Origin of the sequence: Corynebacterium sp. HMSC068G04, assembly GCF_001814885.1 — a bacterium.
In the GTDB taxonomy this organism is placed as follows: Bacteria; Actinomycetota; Actinomycetes; order Mycobacteriales; family Mycobacteriaceae; genus Corynebacterium; species Corynebacterium hiratae.
This window is the reverse complement of record NZ_KV818340.1, coordinates 18,832-36,430: the sequence shown is the minus strand read 5'-3', so window position 1 is coordinate 36,430 and position 17,599 is coordinate 18,832. Positions and strand designations below refer to the sequence as shown.

The 17,599-nt window shown below is 60.2% G+C and carries 16 protein-coding genes; 2 read left to right on the top strand and 14 right to left on the bottom strand.

Annotation, left to right across the window (positions count from 1 at the left end; translation table 11 throughout):
• Positions 1-3 precede the first annotated feature (3 nt).
• From HMPREF2993_RS09605 to HMPREF2993_RS09595, 3 genes are all read right to left on the bottom strand, one after another.
• Positions 4-561: a GNAT family N-acetyltransferase gene (locus HMPREF2993_RS09605; protein ID WP_046648354.1), complete on the bottom strand. Its 558-nt coding sequence runs from the start codon at positions 559-561 to the stop codon at positions 4-6.
• 916 nt (positions 562-1,477) lie between these two features.
• Positions 1,478-3,250, bottom strand: a complete 1,773-nt coding sequence (locus HMPREF2993_RS09600; protein WP_046648353.1) for an ATP-binding protein — start codon at positions 3,248-3,250, stop codon at positions 1,478-1,480.
• 141 nt (positions 3,251-3,391) lie between these two features.
• The gene (locus HMPREF2993_RS09595) at positions 3,392-4,252 is read right to left on the bottom strand and encodes a sulfurtransferase (protein ID WP_070680428.1); all 861 of its coding nucleotides are present in this window, start codon (positions 4,250-4,252) and stop codon (positions 3,392-3,394) included.
• 289 nt (positions 4,253-4,541) lie between these two features.
• Here HMPREF2993_RS09595 and HMPREF2993_RS09590 point away from each other — a divergent pair, with 289 nt between their 5' ends.
• Together HMPREF2993_RS09590 and HMPREF2993_RS09585 are read left to right on the top strand one after the other, a co-directional pair.
• A complete protein-coding gene (locus HMPREF2993_RS09590; RefSeq protein WP_049154356.1) occupies positions 4,542-5,600 on the top strand; it encodes a Cj0069 family protein in 1,059 nt (352 codons plus the stop codon).
• 208 nt (positions 5,601-5,808) lie between these two features.
• Positions 5,809-7,131: a DUF4282 domain-containing protein gene (locus tag HMPREF2993_RS09585; protein WP_070702112.1), complete on the top strand. Its 1,323-nt coding sequence runs from the start codon at positions 5,809-5,811 to the stop codon at positions 7,129-7,131.
• Between the two features lie 250 nt (positions 7,132-7,381).
• Here HMPREF2993_RS09585 and HMPREF2993_RS09580 read toward each other — a convergent pair whose 3' ends face one another.
• From HMPREF2993_RS09580 to HMPREF2993_RS09530, 11 genes are all read right to left on the bottom strand, one after another.
• Positions 7,382-7,798 carry a DUF3151 domain-containing protein gene (locus HMPREF2993_RS09580; RefSeq protein ID WP_070511468.1) on the bottom strand — a complete coding sequence of 139 codons (417 nt, stop codon included), beginning with the start codon at positions 7,796-7,798 and terminating at the stop codon, positions 7,382-7,384.
• 130 nt (positions 7,799-7,928) lie between these two features.
• Positions 7,929-9,203 (bottom strand): MFS transporter, encoded by a 1,275-nt coding sequence (locus tag HMPREF2993_RS09575; RefSeq protein ID WP_070702110.1) that lies wholly within the window; start codon positions 9,201-9,203, stop codon positions 7,929-7,931.
• A 314-nt stretch (positions 9,204-9,517) separates the two neighbouring features.
• Complete coding sequence (locus tag HMPREF2993_RS09570; RefSeq protein ID WP_046647025.1) at positions 9,518-10,108, bottom strand: Maf family protein; 591 nt, start codon at positions 10,106-10,108, stop codon at positions 9,518-9,520.
• Between the two features lie 4 nt (positions 10,109-10,112).
• Positions 10,113-10,307, bottom strand: coding sequence for an acyl-CoA carboxylase subunit epsilon (locus HMPREF2993_RS09565; protein WP_046647024.1), 195 nt, complete (start codon positions 10,305-10,307; stop codon positions 10,113-10,115).
• Between the two features lie 9 nt (positions 10,308-10,316).
• Entirely contained in the window at positions 10,317-11,648 is a 1,332-nt protein-coding gene (locus HMPREF2993_RS09560) for a carboxyl transferase domain-containing protein (RefSeq protein WP_046647023.1), read from the bottom strand.
• Positions 11,649-11,707: 59 nt separating this feature from the next.
• Positions 11,708-13,321 (bottom strand): acyl-CoA carboxylase subunit beta, encoded by a 1,614-nt coding sequence (locus HMPREF2993_RS09555; RefSeq protein ID WP_046647022.1) that lies wholly within the window; start codon positions 13,319-13,321, stop codon positions 11,708-11,710.
• Positions 13,322-13,556: 235 nt separating this feature from the next.
• Complete coding sequence (locus tag HMPREF2993_RS09550; RefSeq protein WP_046647021.1) at positions 13,557-13,820, bottom strand: hypothetical protein; 264 nt, start codon at positions 13,818-13,820, stop codon at positions 13,557-13,559.
• A 161-nt stretch (positions 13,821-13,981) separates the two neighbouring features.
• Positions 13,982-15,484: an alpha-amylase family protein gene (locus HMPREF2993_RS09545; RefSeq protein WP_070515996.1), complete on the bottom strand. Its 1,503-nt coding sequence runs from the start codon at positions 15,482-15,484 to the stop codon at positions 13,982-13,984.
• Positions 15,481-15,666, bottom strand: coding sequence for a hypothetical protein (locus HMPREF2993_RS09540; protein ID WP_046647019.1), 186 nt, complete (start codon positions 15,664-15,666; stop codon positions 15,481-15,483). The genes HMPREF2993_RS09545 and HMPREF2993_RS09540 overlap by 4 nt, the downstream gene beginning before the upstream one ends.
• On the bottom strand, positions 15,666-16,487 hold the full coding sequence (locus tag HMPREF2993_RS09535; protein ID WP_046647018.1) for a carbohydrate ABC transporter permease: 822 nt from the start codon (positions 16,485-16,487) through the stop codon (positions 15,666-15,668). The genes HMPREF2993_RS09540 and HMPREF2993_RS09535 overlap by 1 nt, the downstream gene beginning before the upstream one ends.
• Positions 16,484-17,461 (bottom strand): carbohydrate ABC transporter permease, encoded by a 978-nt coding sequence (locus HMPREF2993_RS09530; protein ID WP_046647017.1) that lies wholly within the window; start codon positions 17,459-17,461, stop codon positions 16,484-16,486. Before HMPREF2993_RS09530 ends, HMPREF2993_RS09535 begins: the two co-directional genes overlap by 4 nt.
• Positions 17,462-17,599 lie beyond the last annotated feature (138 nt).

The following is a 17,599-nucleotide window of genomic DNA, read 5'->3' as shown; positions in this document are numbered from 1 at the left end:
GTGCTAGAAGCGCTTGAGCATCACGTGAGCATCCGGGCGGCCCGGGACGTCGATGTCGACAAAGCCCTCGGATTCATACAGCTTGCGGGCGCCGGTGTTCTCCGGCTCAATCCACAGCGAAATCGCCGGGGCTTGCTGCGCCTCGGCGAGGTCGCAGGCGTTGCGCAGGAGACGTCGCCCAGCGCCGAGGCCCCTGTAGCGGGACTCCACAGCAATGAAGAGCTCGGGGATATCCTCCGGGTCGAGGTCGGTGGCCCATTGGGACTCATCGAAAGGATCGGCCTCGGGGTTGCCGGTGTAGGCTGCGCCCTTCGCTTCGGTGGTGTAGTAGCGCAGCCACGCACCACCGACGGGAACGCGGTGGCTGGAGACTGCGATGACGCCGCCGTCGACGTGCGGGGACCATTCATCGACGTACATTCCCACGTCAGGTGTGTGGAAATCCCCGATATGGGCGTCCTCGTCACCGAGGACATCGGCGAGGAAAAGGAGACGGGAGAGGTAGGTACGGTCGTGCTCCTTGGCCAACCGTACGCCGAACTCGGAATCGTTAACGCTCATGCCTTTCGAGGCTACTTGATCTCTGAATTTAGCTACTCACAGAGTGGCTCGAGGGGCGTTGGTGGATTCTCTATGGTCCAGAGAAGAGTACTCGTGGCGGTGGTGTGGCGTGTAACTCGCGGGTTCAGTAACTCCTCGACTTTCAAGATCGAGCGGAAGGCGTGAATAGCCTCCCTGCGACGTCGTGAGCTTATGAATGGCTCATTGTGGGCCGCGCGGTTTCTGACGCGATTGATTCGCGCTAGATGTTGTTCGACTTCCTTGCGGCGTGTGTGCGGCTCAAATGCCTTGTGCAGCGCAGGAATCCACAACAATTGCTCATGAGCTGCGTCTGTTAAGTGGCGCCAGAATCCAAAGGGGAGCTCGGCGACTAAAGCTCCTGGACTGACATGCTTCGTATGATTGCGTCGCAGAGCTTCCGCTATTGATTGCCGGTTCTTATCGTTCGAATCTATTTGTACTCCGTCGCGCATTCGGTGGAGAGGTGCATTCACTGGTGACTTGGGATCTATAAGCCAATGCTGGTCCCCCAGCCACCACCGTTCCAAAACAGTGTTATAAGAGTTTCTGAGCAGAACTTCGGCGTGTGAGGCGTCGTGGAGAAATGCCATCGCGACGCTGATGTTCCATTCATATAGTGCTAATGCGGCTTCGCCGTCTTGATGAGCAGCATGAAGAAATGGCTCCCAGCGCGGTGTTGAGAGCCATTGCGTAATCCACTGGCTATCCTGATGCGCCACTGCTGCATCCCCCCGGAGCGACAAGTCAGCACCCCGGTAAGTAGTACTCAGCAGGTCAGTGACCCAGAGCAGAGCTCCACCGGGGTATCACGTCATAGAGTAATTAACTGTGCTAATCGAGGCAAGGTTTCTAGCAGTTTTGTACTGCTCTCTGTCGGCAGGGAAGCGTTAGCGAACTACTTGATCTCCAGAATCGGCTCGCCCTTGTTGATCTGCGTGCCGGTGGATACCTTGAGGTCGGTCACGGTGCCGGACTTGTGGGCCTTGACGGGGTTTTCCATCTTCATGGCCTCGAGGACGACGACGACCTCGCCCTCTTCCACTTCCTGGCCTTCCTCGACGGCGACCTTGATGACGCTGCCCTGCATCGGTGCGGTCACGGTGTCACCGGACACGCTTGCCGACGCCCCCTTGCCACGACGCTTCTTCGACTTCTTGCGCTTGCTACCACCGCCCAAGAGCAGGTTGCCCGGCAGGGCCACCTCGATACGGCGGCCGCCCACCTCGACGACGAACTTCTGGGCCGCCTCCTGCTCTTCGTCCTCGGGCGCTTCGGCGGGGTCGACGTATGCGGGGAGCTCGTTAACCCACTCTTCCTCGATCCACTTGGTGTAGACCGTGAAGTTGCCGTCCTCGGCGGTGAAGGCGGGATCGGTGAGGATGGCCTGGTGGAAGGGGATAACCGTCGGCAAGCCCTCGATGCGGTACTCGGCCAGGGCGCGGCGTGCGCGCGCGATGGCGGTGGCACGATCCGGACCCCAGACGATGAGCTTGGCCAGCATAGAGTCGAACTGGCCGCCAATAACGGAACCTTCGCGCACGCCGGAGTCCATGCGCACACCCGGACCGGAAGGCTCGGAGTAGGTGACGACGGTTCCAGGAGCCGGCATGAAGCCCGCGGCGGCGTCCTCGCCGTTGATGCGGAACTCGATGGCGTGGCCGCGCGGGGCGGGATCCTCGGAGATGGAGAGCTCACGCCCCTCAGCAATGCGGAACTGCTCGCGCACCAGGTCGAAGCCGGTGGTCTCCTCGGTAACGGGGTGCTCCACCTGGAGGCGGGTGTTGACCTCGAGGAAGGAGATGAGTCCGTCAGAACCGACGAGGTATTCCACGGTGCCGGCACCGTAGTAGCCGGCCTCGCGGCAGATGCGCTTGGCCGACTCGTGGATGGAGGCGCGCTGCTCATCGGTAAGGAAGGGGGCAGGGGCCTCCTCGACGAGCTTCTGGAAGCGGCGCTGCAGGGAGCAGTCACGGGTGCCCATGACGACGACGTTGCCGTGCTGGTCGGCGAGGACCTGGGCCTCGACGTGGCGGGCCTTATCCAGGTAGCGCTCGACGAAGCACTCTCCGCGGCCGAAAGCGGTAACGGCCTCGCGGGTGGCGGATTCGAAGAGGTCCTTGATCTCCTCGCGGGTGTGCGCGACCTTCATGCCGCGGCCACCGCCGCCGAAGGCGGCCTTGATGGCAACGGGGAGGCCGTGCTCATCGGCGAAGGCTTCGACTTCTTCTGCGCTGGCGACGGGATCCTTGGTGCCCGGTGCCATAGGAGCGTCAGCGCGCTCGGCGATGTGGCGGGCGGTGACCTTGTCACCCAGTTCCGCGATGGATTCCGGGGATGGGCCGATCCAGATCAGGCCGGCGTCGATGACGGCCTGAGCAAACTCGGCGTTCTCGGAGAGGAAGCCGTAGCCGGGGTGGATAGCGTCGGCGCCGGATTTGGAGGCGGCGTCGAGAATCTTGCCGAAGTCGAGGTATGACTCCGCGGAAGTCTGGCCGCCGAGTGCAAAGGCTTCGTCGGCAAGCGTGACGAATGGGGCATCGGCATCGGGCTCGGCGTAGACCGCTACGGATGCAATGTTGGCGTCGCGAGCCGCGCGGATAACACGGACCGCAATCTCACCGCGGTTGGCCACGAGGACCTTGGTGATGTTCTTGGTTTCAACTGCCACGGCAGGAACCCTCCTCCATGATTTGTGATAGGACTGCGTACTATTCTTGCACACCAAAACATGAGGATACCTTCACATCTTGGTTTCGTGTCAAAAAATAAACCCGCACCAGCGCGGATGCGGGCTTATATCGGCGTGTTGCTAGCGCTCAACGGGCATGCGAACCATGTTGCCCCATTCTGCCCACGAGCCGTCGTAGACACGGGGTGCCTCGAATCCGAGCAGGTACTTGAGGACGAACCAGGTGTGCGCAGCCTGGGCTCCGACGTGGGAGTAAAGGACGGTCTCCGTTGCTGGCTCGAGCTCGCCGTAGTTGACCTTCAACTCGCTCAGCGCGCGGAAGCAGCCGTTCGGGTAAATCGCGCGGTCCCACTCGAGGTTGATGGCGCCGGGAATGTGGCCGTGGGTCATTGTGGTGCCGTAGGCGGACTCACCGGCCCCGGTCTTGTGGGCGGCCTCGCCACAGAACTCCTCTGGGCTGCGGGTGTCAACCACCGTGGCGGAGGAGTCACGCAGCTCGTCGACGAAAATGCGCGAGGATTCCTCGCGGGAAACCTCCGGATAGGAGGAAGCAGAAGGCTCGGGGACCATGAAGGAGGTGTCGCGTTCTTCGGACATCCAGGCGTCCCGTCCACCGTCGAGAAGCCGCACGTCCTCGTGACCGTAGAGCTCGAAGACCCACAGCGCGAAAGCGGCCCACCAGTTGGACTTGTCGCCGTAGAGGACGACGGTATCGTCGCGCTCAATACCCTTGGAGCGGAGGAGTGCGGTGAAGTCCTCTGCGCTGATAATGTCCCTCGCTGTGCTGTCGAGCAGCTCAGTTTGGACGTTGATGCGGATCGCGGTGGGGATGTGGCCGATGTCGTAGAGGAGTGAGTCCTCATCAACCTCGATGACGTGGAGGCCGTTGATGCCCAGTCGCGCGGACAGCCACGGTGCGGACACGAGGCGCTCAGGGTGCGCGTATTCCTGGAAAGGGGGATTCGGGTCGAATTCGGCCACGGTCCACCTGCCTTTCTCGTTGAGGGGGAACGTTCGGTTCAACTCTAGCGTGCTGGGCGGACATGTGGTCACGGGGGAGGCGTATTTGTGGTGTTGGATACATTTCTTCTGCAGTTAGCGCTGCTGCACGTTCACTGGTTATAACAAGTGTGCAGGTCAGCGGCCAAAAAGTGCGGTACGCTTGCTTTTTATGCCTTTTCGGGGGTGCTTTTCTAGGTGAGCGCGAGGGTCCAACCTGGGCTATTTTAAGAAGTGACACTCACTAACCCCCTAGTGGAAGGGAATCACTGTGCACAAAGCAATCGTCGTCTTCGAGGTTGAGGGCGGATCCGATAAGCAGATCAACGGACACCGTAAAGACACCATGCCGATCGTCGACTGCATCAAGGATGCAGGCTGGCACGCAGAGGTCGTGTTCTACCGCCCTGAGTGGTCCGAGAAGCTCTTCGAGTACGTATCGGAGAACTTCGATGCCTACATCTCCCGCGTGAACCCGGGCAACATCCCGGGCGGTGAGAAGGGCTACTTCGATCTGCTCACCAAGCTGTCCGAGGCCGGACTGGTCGGCATGTCCACCCCGTACGAGATGATGGCCTATGGTGCCAAGGACGCCCTGGTCAAGCTCAATGACACGGACCTGGTTCCGGCTGACACCGCCGCTTACTACGACGTCGAGTCCTTCCACAAGACCTTCCCGACCTCGCTGTCCTACGGCGAGCGCGTGCTCAAGCAGAACCGTGGCTCCACCGGCTCCGGCATCTGGCGCGTGCGCCTTGCCGACGAGAAACTGGCCGAGTCCGTCGAGCCGGGCACCGCACTGCCGCTCGACACCAAGATCAAGTGCACCGAGGCTGTGGACAACCACACTGAGGAGCGCGAGCTCGGCGAGTTCATGGACTTCTGCGACCAGTACATCGTGGGTGACAACGGCATGCTCGTGGACATGCGCTTCATGCCGCGCATTGTTGAGGGCGAGATCCGCATTCTTCTGGTGGGCCCGGACCCGGTCTTCGTGGTGCACAAGAAGCCGGCTGAGGGCGGCGACGCCTTCTCCGCCACCCTGTTCTCCGGTGCCAAGTACACCTACCAGAAGCCGGAGGAGTGGCAGGAGCTCGTCGACATGTTCGCTGAGGTCCGCCCGGTCATCGCTGAGAAGCTCGGTGGCGACAATATCCCGCTGATCTGGACCGCGGACTTCATGCTGGCTGACGGCGAGAACGGCGAGGACACCTACGTCCTTGGTGAAATCAACTGCTCCTGCGTGGGCTTCACCTCTGAGCTGGACATGGGCATCCAGGAGAAGGTGGCTGCTGAGGCCATCAAGCGCGTGGAGGCCAAGCACGCCTAAGCGCGTTGCTGCGCACTAGTCTTTGAGCACAAGCTTGTGATTGTTCCCCCGCCTGCGGCGGGGGAACTGTCGTTTTCTGGGGCGTGTTCCCCAAGCCGCGCTGCCGGTGAGCGAGATCTCAGGTACGTTCGGAGGGGTAAAAATTACGCCAGTGTAGTGCTGTAGCGCGCTGCGAATTTCGATGATTCTCCGAAAGGTCTAACGAAAAATGACGAACCCCAACCAGTTTGGTGAGAACGGCGACAACAGCGATAACCACGTCAACGGTTCCAGCGGTGAGAACGCCGGGAACAACGGTTACGGCAGCTTCGGCGGTTACGATAACTCCCAGTCAGGCAACGATGACGCTGCGTCCGCGTGGGGTAGCCAGGCATCGAACTCCGGTTTCGGCTGGGGTGGCCAGGCAGGATACGGCGACTACTCCGAGGGCTCCGCCGACTCGTCTGGATTCGGTTATTCCGCTCCCCAGGGTGCGCAGCCGGATGCTGAGAATCGCGTCTTTGACGCGTCCGGTTCGGGCTTTAATGCGTCCTCCGATTCCGCCGCGGACTCGGCGTACGATTCGGCGAAGAACAGCACGGAGTCTGGCACCGAGCACGCTTCTGGTTCCTCTGTCCCTGCTTCCGAAACCTTCGGTGGGCAGGATTCCCAAGCCTCTCACGGTACCTTTGGCGCTTCCTACGGCTCCTACAATGCCGACAGCGACGCGGGTGCGGCGCAGAACTCGAGCGCCGAGCATAACTCTGGGGCCGATCACAACGCTGGCGCTGATCACAACGCTGGCGCTGATCACTCTGCGGACTCCGTGAACTCGAACCAGAGCTATGGCGGCCAGAACTACGGTAATCAGGGCTACGACAACCAAGGGTATGGCGACAACCAAGGTTATGGCAGTCAGGGGTTTTCTAACCAGGGTTATGGCTATGGCACCCCGTCGGAGTCGCACCAAGACCATGGCTTTGGGCAGCAGTCGGGAGAGGGCTTTGGAACCCCGGCTTCCCACTCCAACTCCGGCTTTGGTGGTTACCCCCAACAGAACCAAGGCTTTGGGGCACAGGGCCAGCAAGGTTTCGGCGCCCAAGAGCAGCAGGTTTTCGGCACGCAGGATCAGCAGGGCTTTGGTCAGCAAAACAACTCGCCCTTTGCCGCCTCCCCGCAGCAGGACTACCCACAGCAGAATTCACAGGGCGGCAGCCCCTCCAAGGGCGCTGGCTTCTTCAAGGCGTTGTTTGACTTCTCCTTCAATGACTTCGTCACCCTGAAGTTCTCCTCCTTCATCTACCTGCTGCTCGTCATCGTGGCAGGGGCAGCATGGGCGGGAATGATCCTCTTCTCCTTCTTTGCTTTCGCTGACAGCTTTCTCATCGGATTCTTGACGTTCCTTGGCGCTGTCATCGGTGGCGGAATCGCGTTCCTTTTCTACGTCATTCAGTTCCGCTTGATCTTGGAGTTCTTCGTGGCGAACATCCGCACCGCGCAGAACACCGGAGACCTTGTCTCTCAGGCGGATAGCGATAGCGATAAGGAATAGGTAGTCTCACGAGCTGCGCTTTTCGCAGACACGCTAATCCCGCGGCCTCAAATGTGAGGTCCGCGGGATTTTTACATGGAGGAGGGGCTGCCTGTCTGAGAATTCCGGTAGCCACCACAGTTGGTTTCAGTCATATGGTTCAGGTCAGATGGTTCATGTGCCCCCAAACAAACCATCTGTGGCCTCCTAGGTGGTTTACTTGCCTCCAACTAAACCTTTTGAGTAGAACCAGGTGACTAGAACCATGTGCTTAATCCAGTAGCGTAGCGACGCACTCGGGGTCGGCATCGGAGAGCATCTGGCGGATGCGGTCATATTCTGCGTCCTCACCGATGGCCTTCGCAGCATGGCCCAGTGCGGCAATCGCGCGCAGTACGCCTTGGTTGGGCTCATGGGAGAAGGGGACTGGGCCCCAGCCCTTCCACCCATTGCCGCGCAGGCGGTCGAGGCTGCGGTGGTAGCCGGTGCGCGCATAGGCGTAGGCGGTGATGAATGCGGTGGGCTCAGCGCCCTTGTTCTTGTCTAGTTCTTGCTCCGCCAGCAGCGCCCAGAGCAGCGGGGAATCTGGGTGGGCGACAATTCCCGCGGTGAGATCAGCGGTGCTGTCAGCACCCGGATCGGCGGGCAGATTGATGGGTGGGGGAGCGAGCATGTCTTTCATTTCCATGCCGCCCCACTCTAGCCATGTGGCAGTGAGGCCACCAGAGGGGGCGAGCTTGGATACGACTAGTCGAGGCTAAGGCTGAGGTCCGACTGGCGCCGCGAAGGCTTTGAAGCGTTCGTATACGTCATAAGGGTTACTCGAGAACTGGGAGGGAATTGAACTCGGCTGCTTTAGGTAGTGCGCGTAAGACTGAACCCGCCACTATCAAGCAAGAGATAACCGAGCACATAACACATAGTGCCATGCTTGCCTGAAAACCAATTGCAGAAAGAAGAACGCCTGCGCTGGCGGAGGCGATAATTGGTAGTAATCCCATCATCAGGCGTGCTCCCGCCGAGCACTTACCTATCTTTTCAGGGGGTGCAGATAACGCAAGTAGTCCACCAGAGTACGAGTTACATGCGATCGAGGGAATGACGATGAAAAATGCTGCGATTGCGATCAGCAGCCAATAATGGGAAAACACGAGAAGAAATATGTACCACATTAATTCCCAGAGCATGGTTGCTCGGATTATGTTTCTTCCAGGTAATCGCTTGATGAGGTGGTCCTGAAAAAATCCTCCAACAATCATGCCTAGGGTAAACATGGTTGAAGTTAAGCCGATTATCCAGCCATCAACTTTAAGATAGGCCAACCATAGATCTATGGACGCGATGAGGAAAAAATTGGCAAAATTCGAGCATAAATCGATGCTGAAAATTGCCCGGAGCACCGGATATTTCCAAATCCAAGCCAAAGAATATTTGCTATCGGACCAGAACTCTGTAAATGAATACTTCTGGTCACTGATTGTTTCACCTAGGTTTGCATTGATGCTCCTTGAAGCATATACGGGACCAAGCCCTGACAGGGCTTGCGTTATAAAAGGAATAACCGGCGCCAGTCCGTAAAGGAGGCCTCCCAAGGGTAATCCCACCATCCAGATAATGTTGTCTCGAGTTTGGTTACGGCCTTGTGCTTGGACAAGTAGATTCTCTGGGATGATGAATCTCAGAATGGCATTGGTTAGCCCTCCGAAGGTGCCTGTAATCATCCCAGCAAATAAGCTGAAGAAGAATAAGGAGATGAAGGTGAATTTACCCAGGCAGAGGAGGAGGGAAAAGGAAGACCAGATAGCAATCTGACTCAGGCCGTAAAGGAGAAGCAGATTCTTCTTATCGAAGCGATCAATGATCATTCCGGCTGGGATGGTCATGATCAAGGAGCCAGCTGAGCTTGCTGCTCCGATGAGACCTGCTTGGCTTAGACTTCCAGTGAGGTGGAAGCTCGCAAGTGAAACAGGGATGGCAATGAGGGATGAACCCAAAGCGCTTGTTGTGTCGGCGAAGAACCACCGTAAGTAATCGGGATGACTCTTGCGTACAATAGTCCAAAAATTTCCACCAGTAGTATTGTGATCTTGCATCGGTTCTCTCTATGTTTTGACAACCGCGACTGGAAACTCATGCGCGCAGCATGAACCCAGCGTCGGGTTTTCGAGGTAGACAATTCTCTCGGCGGTGAAATATTGACCCGTCGAAAGCAGCGGTGTGTCAAATAGAAATTACTGATGCAGCAATGAGGACATGGTGTACTCCAAATTCCTTACTTAAGCTCTGTGCGAGTTCCTGAAGCGATTTAAAACCTGTAGATTGCAGGATCTAATTCCGCCTTCTCTCGCATGCAGTGAAATGTGAATCACATAATATCGGTGATTAAAAATCCAGTCAATAGGTTTGATTAAACCCAGAAGCCGGAAACGTTGAGCCCAAAGGAATACAGCGCGCGGCGCAGCACCGGCAGCGAAAGCCCGATGACGGAGGAAGGATCGCCCTCAATGCGGTCGATGAACCAGCCGCCGAGGGCTTCCAAGGTAAAGGCGCCGGCGCATTCCAGCGGCTCGCCGGTGCGGGCGTAGGCCTCGATATCGGCGTCCGAGGCCTGGGCAAAGTGCACCGTCGTGCGCGAGGCTTCAACGAAGCGCTCCTCGCCGTAGAGCACGCAGTGACCGGTGATGAGCTCCGCAGCGCGGCCGGCCTGCGCGTGCCAGCGCTCCACGGTGGCCTCGGGGGTGTGGGGTTTGCCTTGGAGGGAGCCGTCGAGAAGCAGCATGGAATCCCCACCCACCACGACGTCCTCGGGATAGTCGGCAGCAATGGCCTCCGCCTTCGCAGCAGCCAAGGCGCAGACGATCTCGGCGGGCTCAGCACCCGCCAGGCGCTCCTCGATGGCGCGCTCGTCCACGTGAGCCGGGGCGATGACGGGTTCCACGCCCGCACCCCGCAGGATGGACAGGCGGGAGGGGGACTGGGAGGCCAGAACCAGGCGCATGCGCTTAGTAGTAGCGGACGTTGCGGAAGGCGGACGGGTTGAATACGTCACCCGGCTGTCCCCACAGGTCGCGCTCAGAGCGGGTATCGGCGGCCTTGGCGCGCGCCTCAGAGTCGAGCTGGCTGAGCACCGTGGATAGGGCCGCCACCTCAGCGTCGGTGGGGTTGCCGCGCAGAACGGTAAACAGGGAAGCGGTCATTGGACACCTCTACAAAACGATATTGCCGTGCTTCTTCGGCAGGGTCGGAATAATCTTGCGATCCAGCAGGCGCAGGCCCTCAATGAGGGAGCCACGCGTGGCTGCCGGGGTAATAACGGAATCGACGAGACCGCGCTCAGCGGCCTGGTACGGGGTCAGGTAGGCGGCGGCCTCCTCCTCGCTCAGCTCTAGCTCGGAGGCCAGTGCGGGGGCATCGGCCACGGCGATCTCGGCCGTCGGCCACGCATAGGACAGATCCGCGCCGAGCTCCTTGGAGCCGAAGGCGATGTATCCGGTACCGTGCGCGCGGCGGACGATGACGCTGATCTTGCCCACGCTCGCCGCGGAGTAGGCGTGCACCAGCTTGGCCAGCGCCGCCTTCTCCACGTCCAGTGCCGGAGTATCGACGAACTCGATGATGGGAGTATTGAAGGCATCGCACAGTCGGATGAAACGCGCGGCCTTAGCGGCAGCTTCCGCATCGAGGGTGTCGCGGTTGGCGATGATGCCCACCGTGCGTCCCTCGACGCGACCGAAACCAGTGAAGACACCGCGCACCTGGGCGCCGAGTTCAAAGACATCCTCACAGGTGGCGGTGACCACGTCGGCGAGATCGACGGCGCCGTCATCGCCCACGAGGGTATCGAGGACATGGTCGGCGTCGGTGATGTTCTCCTCCACAGAGCCCGCAACGATGGTGGCCTCGGTGCGGGGAGCGGCGGCACGGTTATTCGAGGGCAGGTAGGAGAGCACGCGCTTGGCGACGCTCACCTCGTGCTCCCCATCCGCCTGCAGGTCACCGTCCGGAGCGATAACGACATCGGACAACGCAGCCACGAGCGAGGCCTCCTTCGAGTCCGCGTAGACCGCTGTGACCTGCGGGATGAGGCCGGAAGCGGTGGTGGCGCGGGCAAGGATGCGGGCCTGCATGGCGGAGGAGACAATGCCTTCCTGGGCGCGGGGCTTGTCGCTGGCGACGAGTGCGACGATGGGCACGCCGGTCTTAATGGCGAGGTCGTAGAGCTTGGTGACCTTTTCGCCGTAGACCTCGCCCATGGTGCCGTCGAACAGCGAGGCGTCCTGCGCATAAGCGCAGACCTTGCGGCCGTCCACGGTGCCGAAACCGGTGACGACACCGTCGGTGTAGGGCCGGACGTGCTCGCGGCCGAACTCGGTGGAGCGGTGGCGAGCAAGCGCGTCGGTCTCTACGAAGGATCCGGCATCGAAGAGCGCCTCGATGGCGCTGCGAGCCGCAGGGACCTCTCCCTGCGGCGCACGGGACTCGGTGAGCTTGGCGCTGAGGTCCTCGATCTTGCCAGCGGTCGTCTTCAAGTCAGTCATGGGACACTAGTGTAATACAGTGCGTCTTCTGTACTAATCTGTGCCGATCCGAGTGCGCGTTAGAGTGGGATGTTGCCGTGCTTACGCGCCGGGCGCGCGACGTTCTTGTCGGCGAAGAAGCGCAAGTTTTTGGCAATTGCACTGCGGGTTTCGGAGGGGAGAATGACGGCGTCGATAAGCCCGCGCTCCGCTGCCTTATACGGGTTGAGCATGTGGTCTTCATACTCGCGCTCGAAGGACTTGGTCAGCTCAGCCACGTCGAGGCCCTTTTCGTGGGCTGCCTTGATCTCCTTGCGGTAGATGAAGCCGACGGCGCCGGCTGCGCCCATGACGGCGATCTGGGCGGTGGGCCACGCCAGGTTGACGTCCGCGCCGAGGCCCTTGGAACCCATCACGCAGTAGGCACCACCGTAGGCCTTGCGCAGGGTGACGGTGATCTTCGGAACCGTGGCCTCGGCGTAGGCGTAGAGAAGCTTGGCGCCGCGGCGCAGGATGCCATCGTGTTCCTGATCGGCGCCGGGGAGGAAGCCGGGAACGTCGACCAGCATGATGATCGGGATGTTAAAGGCATCGCAGGTGCGCACGAAGCGGGCGGCCTTCTCGGAGGAATCAATGTCGAGGCAGCCGGCGAAAACCTGCGGTTGGTTGGCCACAAAGCCCACGGTCTGGCCCTCGATGCGGCCGAAGGCGGTCACCACGTTATCGGCGCGATCAGCCTGGATCTCCAGGTAATCGCCGTCATCGGTGAGGGTTTCGATGACTTCCTTGACGTCATAGGGCTGGTTCGGGGAGTCCGGGATGATTTCATCCAGCAGGAGGTCATTGGCAGTCTCTTCGCCCAGCTCCTCGTAGGGCTCAGCCGGTGTCAGCTGGCGGTTATTGGAAGGCAGGTAGGTCAGCAGGTCGTGGACCCAATCCAGTGCTTCCTCGTCGCTAGAAGCGGTGTAGTGCGAGGTGCCCGACTTGTGCATGTGGACTCCGGCGCCGCCGAGTTCCTCTTGGGAGATCTCCTCGCCGGTGACGGTCTTGATGACGTCGGGCCCGGTGACGAACATCTTGGACTTCTCATCCACCATCACGACGAAGTCGGTCAGCGCAGGGGAGTAGGCGTTGCCGCCGGCGCAGGCGCCCATGATGACGGAGATCTGCGGGACGACGCCGGAGGCCTTGACGTTTTGGTAGAAGGTCTTGGCAATCCAGTCCAGGGAGACGGCACCGTCCTGGATTCGGGCGCCGGCACCTTCGTACAGGCCGATGAGTGGACGACCGGTAGTGATGGACAGCTCCATGATCTTGATCATCTTCTCGCCGTAGACCTCGCCGAGGGCGCCTCCGAAGACGGTTCCGTCCTGGGAGAAGATGCAGACCTCGCGGCCGTCGATGGTGCCCCAGCCGGTGACGATGCCGTCAGTGACCGGGCGCTTCTTGCCCATACCGAAGTCCGTGGTGCGGTGCACGGCGAGCATGTCAGTCTCGACGAAGGAACCTTCATCGAGGAGGTAGTCCAAGCGATCCCGGGCGGTGAGGCGGCCCTGGGCGCGGACCTTTTCGTGGGCCTGTTCGCCCATGGGCTGCGCCGCTGCTTCGCGACGCCTCTTCAGTTCAGCGATCTTGCCTGCGGTGGTGTCGGCGCTCAGGGAGTCAAGCTCCGACAAATGTGAGGAAATAGTCATGTTTCGACAGTGTAGAGAAGTTTTGTATAGGAATGTATAGCGGCACGCGGGTGATTTCTCTCACAGTTCACGTTTGTGCAGGTGAATGGTGGTGTAAAAGGTGAGGGAATCCTCGCATACGGCGCGTCGGGTGCATGTGGGTCAGTGTAGTGGGTGTGTAGTGAGGGGCGTCGAAAGGTGACTCAATGAAAAAGCCTCGCCCCGTAAAAGGGGGCGAGGCTTAGGTTATGTGGTTTTATTCGGGGGTGTCTGCCAGCCAACCGAGGCTGTAGAGGAAGAGTTCGGCATCTACGAGATCCTCTTCCTTGGGGAAGGTGCCCGTAAGTGTGGCGTAGGACTCTTCGATGTCCGTGTGGGTGGCTGGGATGAGACCGTGCTTGAGCAGATCTTCAGCGATGTGCGACACCAGTGGCGCCGGGTGCACCGTGTCAAGGTTGATTCCGGTGGCACTCTTGAATTCGTTAGTGATGGCGGAAAGGAATCCGGTCAGGGTATTCATTTGGCTCACCTCTCTATTTCTTGTCGTAATGATGCGGCTGTCCGCATCATGGGGTTGAACCAACTATATAGGTAAAATCCTCCAAAAGCTAGCTTTCGTTCACGGCGAGTTAACTTTTAGTTAACCTAGCGGGAAATGTGAGGTGAGTTACGAAGTGTCTTTTAGGCCTCTACAGGCAGCCAAGCGTAGCCATAGGGGCCCAGCTCCACAGGGCCTAAGTCGACGGTCTGATCCGTGAAGTTGTGCAGGCACAACAACTCACCGCGCTGGAATCCCAGCACGCCCGCATAGCCGGTCTCTACGGCCTCAAAGGGCGCGGTACCGAGCTCCGGATGTGCCTTACGCTGCTGGATCAGCCCGCGCAGGCGGTGGAGGAGCGAGTCATCGTCGGCAAGCTGCTCCTCTACCGAAACCCCTACGCCGCCGACGATGGGCCGGCGCGGGTGGGCGGACGTAGTGAAGCCTGCACCCTCGCCCGGCTCCCACTGCATGGGCGTGCGCACAGCATCGCGGTCAGGCAGCTCGGGGGCATCGTTCATCCCAATCTCATCGCCGTAGTACAGAAAGGGAGCGCCCGGCAGGGTCATGAGTAGTGAATAAAAAAGCTCAATCTTGCGGTAATCATTGCCCAGCAGCGGGGCAAGGCGCCGCGCGATGCCCACGTGGGCGCGCATCTGATCATCGGGCAGGTAGTGCTCGTACATGATCGCGCGCTGGTCCGCGTTGACCATCTCTAGGGTCAGCTCGTCGTGGTTGCGCAGGAAGGTTCCCCACTGGCAGCCTTCGGGCAGTTCCGGAAGCTCCGCCATGATGTCGTAGACCGGTGTGGCATCACCCAGCGCCAGCGCCTGGTAAAGCCGCGGCATCACTGGGAAGTTGAAGACCATGTGGAAGCGGTTGCCCGTGCCGTAGAACTCCATGGTTTCCACCGGTGGCTGGTTGGCCTCCGCGATCATGATGGCCTCGGGGTAGTTCTCGTTGATGAAGGCGCGGACCTTCTCCACAAATTCGACCGTCTCCGGCAGAGACTCGCCGCCCAGTCCATCGCGTTCGTAGAGGTAGGCGATGGCATCGAGGCGGAAGCCATCCACCCCCTTGTCCAACCAGAAGGAGAGGATCTTGAAAATTTCCTCGTGGACTTTCGGGTTGTCGTAGTTCAGGTCCGGCTGGTGGGAGTAGAAGCGGTGGAAGTAAAACTGCTTGCGCTCTGGGTCCCAGGCCCAATTCGAGGTCTCCGTATCGGTGAAGATGATGCGGATCTCGGGGTAGCGCAGGGGATCATCGCCCCACACATAATAGTCCCCATAGGGCCCTTCCGGATCGGTTCGGGAGGCTTGGAACCACGGGTGATCGGTAGAGGTGTGGTTAAACGCGAGATCCGTCATGAGGCGCATGCCGCGCGCGTGGAGCTCGGCGACGAGCTCGTCGAAGTCCTCCATCGTGCCGTAGTCAGGGTGGATGGAGTAGTAATCGGCGATGTCATAGCCGTCATCGCGCAGCGGGGAAGCATAGAACGGGGAAAGCCACAGGCAGTCGACGCCGAGCCACTTGAGGTAGTCGAGCTTCTCAATAACCCCGCGCAGCGTGCCCACGCCTTCGCCGGTGGTGTCCTTGTACGAGCCCACGAGGGCCTGGTAGAAAATGGCGTTGTCGTGCCAGCTCATCGGAGATCCTTCCGTTTAGCCCGCCACAGCAGATACTCCGTCAGGCATAGTGCGCCCGCGAGGAGCCCCGGCCAGATGGCGGGGGAGGGGTGAAAAAGATTCAGAACTGCCTGCACCAGCGCCAGGAAGGCGAAGAAGCCAACGAATCCCAGCGCGGTGTCCCACAGCAGTGCGCGGCGCATTAGGCCTTAACACCTCCGGCGGTGAGGCCGGCGACGATGCGGTGCTGGAAGATGAGCACCATGATGATCAGCGGAACCGTCACCAGCGCGCCCGCAGCCATGGTGGCGGCGTAGGGGTACTCGAAGGCTGAGGGGCCGGAGAAGCGCGCGATGGCCACGGTCACCGGCTCGGTAGCGGTGGTGGAGAGCTGCTTAGCCAGCATGAACTCGTTCCACGTCGTGATGAAGGCGATGATGGCCGTGGTAAACAGTGCCGGTGCAGCCAAGGGCAAAAGTACGAGGCGGAAGGCCTGACCGCGGGAGGCACCGTCCACGCGAGCGGCCTCCTCCAATTCCCAGGGCAGCTGGCGGAAGAAGCTCAGCAGCGTGTAGACCGTCAGGGGCAGCGCGAAGGAGATATTCGGGATGATCATCGCGCGGTAGGTACCGATCCATTCGAGGTTGCCGAATAGCTGGAATAGCGGGGTTACCAGCGCGATGGCCGGGAACATCGAGGCGGCCAGAATGATGCCGGTGACAATGCCCTTGCCCGGGAAGTCATAGCGCGCCAAGGCATAGGCGGTAAACACGCCGATGAGGACCGCCACCGCGGTCGTGACCAAGGAAATGATCAAAGAGTTCCCCAGCGCATTGAGGAAGTCATTGCCCTTGTCCGTGGCTAGGGCGTCCCGGAAGTTATCCAGGGTTACGTGCGTGGGCCACGGGGTGGTGTCGAAGGTATGGGACTTGTGCCGCAGGGCGGTGACGACCATCCAATAGAAGGGTGCGAGCCCCCAGAACATGATGAAGAGGATGCCTAGGTAATGGCCGATCTTTTTCATGACTTCTTCTCCTTCTTCTGGCGGGCAGTACCGGAGACATCAGCGCCGAGGAAGCGCACCAAGATGAACGCGACGGTGAAGATAAGCAGGAAGATGAGCGTGGACAGTGCGGAGGCCGAGTTGAAATGCCCCTGGCGCATGTCCTCCACGACGAGCTGGGAAATGGTTGCCGTCGGGGAGTTAGAGGAAGCAGAGATCATGATGACCGGCAGGTCGTACATGCGTAGTGCATCCAGCGTGCGGAAGAGGATCGCCACCATGAGCGCCGGGCGTACCAGCGGCAGGGTGATGGTGAAGAAGGTTTGGATGCGCGATGCGCCGTCGACGCGGGCGGCGTCGTAGACATCGCGCGGAATCATCTGCAAACCAGCCAAAACGAGCAACGCCATGAAGGGGGCGGTCTTCCACACATCGGCGATAATCACCGCGAGACGGGCATAAAACGGGTCTGTGGTCCACGCGATGCGCGTGCCGACGAGCGCGTTGACGATGCCATCCGGGGCGAACATGAACTGCCACAGCTTCGCAGTGACTGCGGTGGGAATGGCCCAGGGGACAAGCACCGCCGCGCGCACGAGGCCGCGACCGCGGTACTCGCCGTTCATCACCAGCGCCATGAACATGCCCAGGATGGTCTCCAGGGCAACCGTGACCACGGTGAAAAAGAGAGTGATCTTCACAGCCGGCCAGAAATCGGTGGCAATGACACCATCAGGGCACGCGGTGGCCTGGCCAGTGGCAGACATGCAGCGATTGGTAATCCAGTACAGGTAGTTTTCAAGACCGGCGAAGGAGCCTTCCTCGAACACTCCCGTGGTGGGGTTAAGCCGTTTGTTGCCCTGGAAGGACAACATCACAGCGCGCACAATGGGGTAGCCGATGACCACAGCCAGCGCTATCAGTGCCGGTGCGATGAGTGCGGCCACACGCAGGTACTGTCTGCGGGGCTGCACGGTAGGCGGTGCTCCAGCCATGCGGTGCCTGCCTTTCTAACTCATAGGGGGAGAAGGGGTTTAACGGGGGTTGGGGAAATCATAGCGGGTAGCCCGGACTTCCTCTGGGCGAAAAGAGCCCGGATCGCAGAAGGAGGCGCGGGCAAGTCACGTGGACTT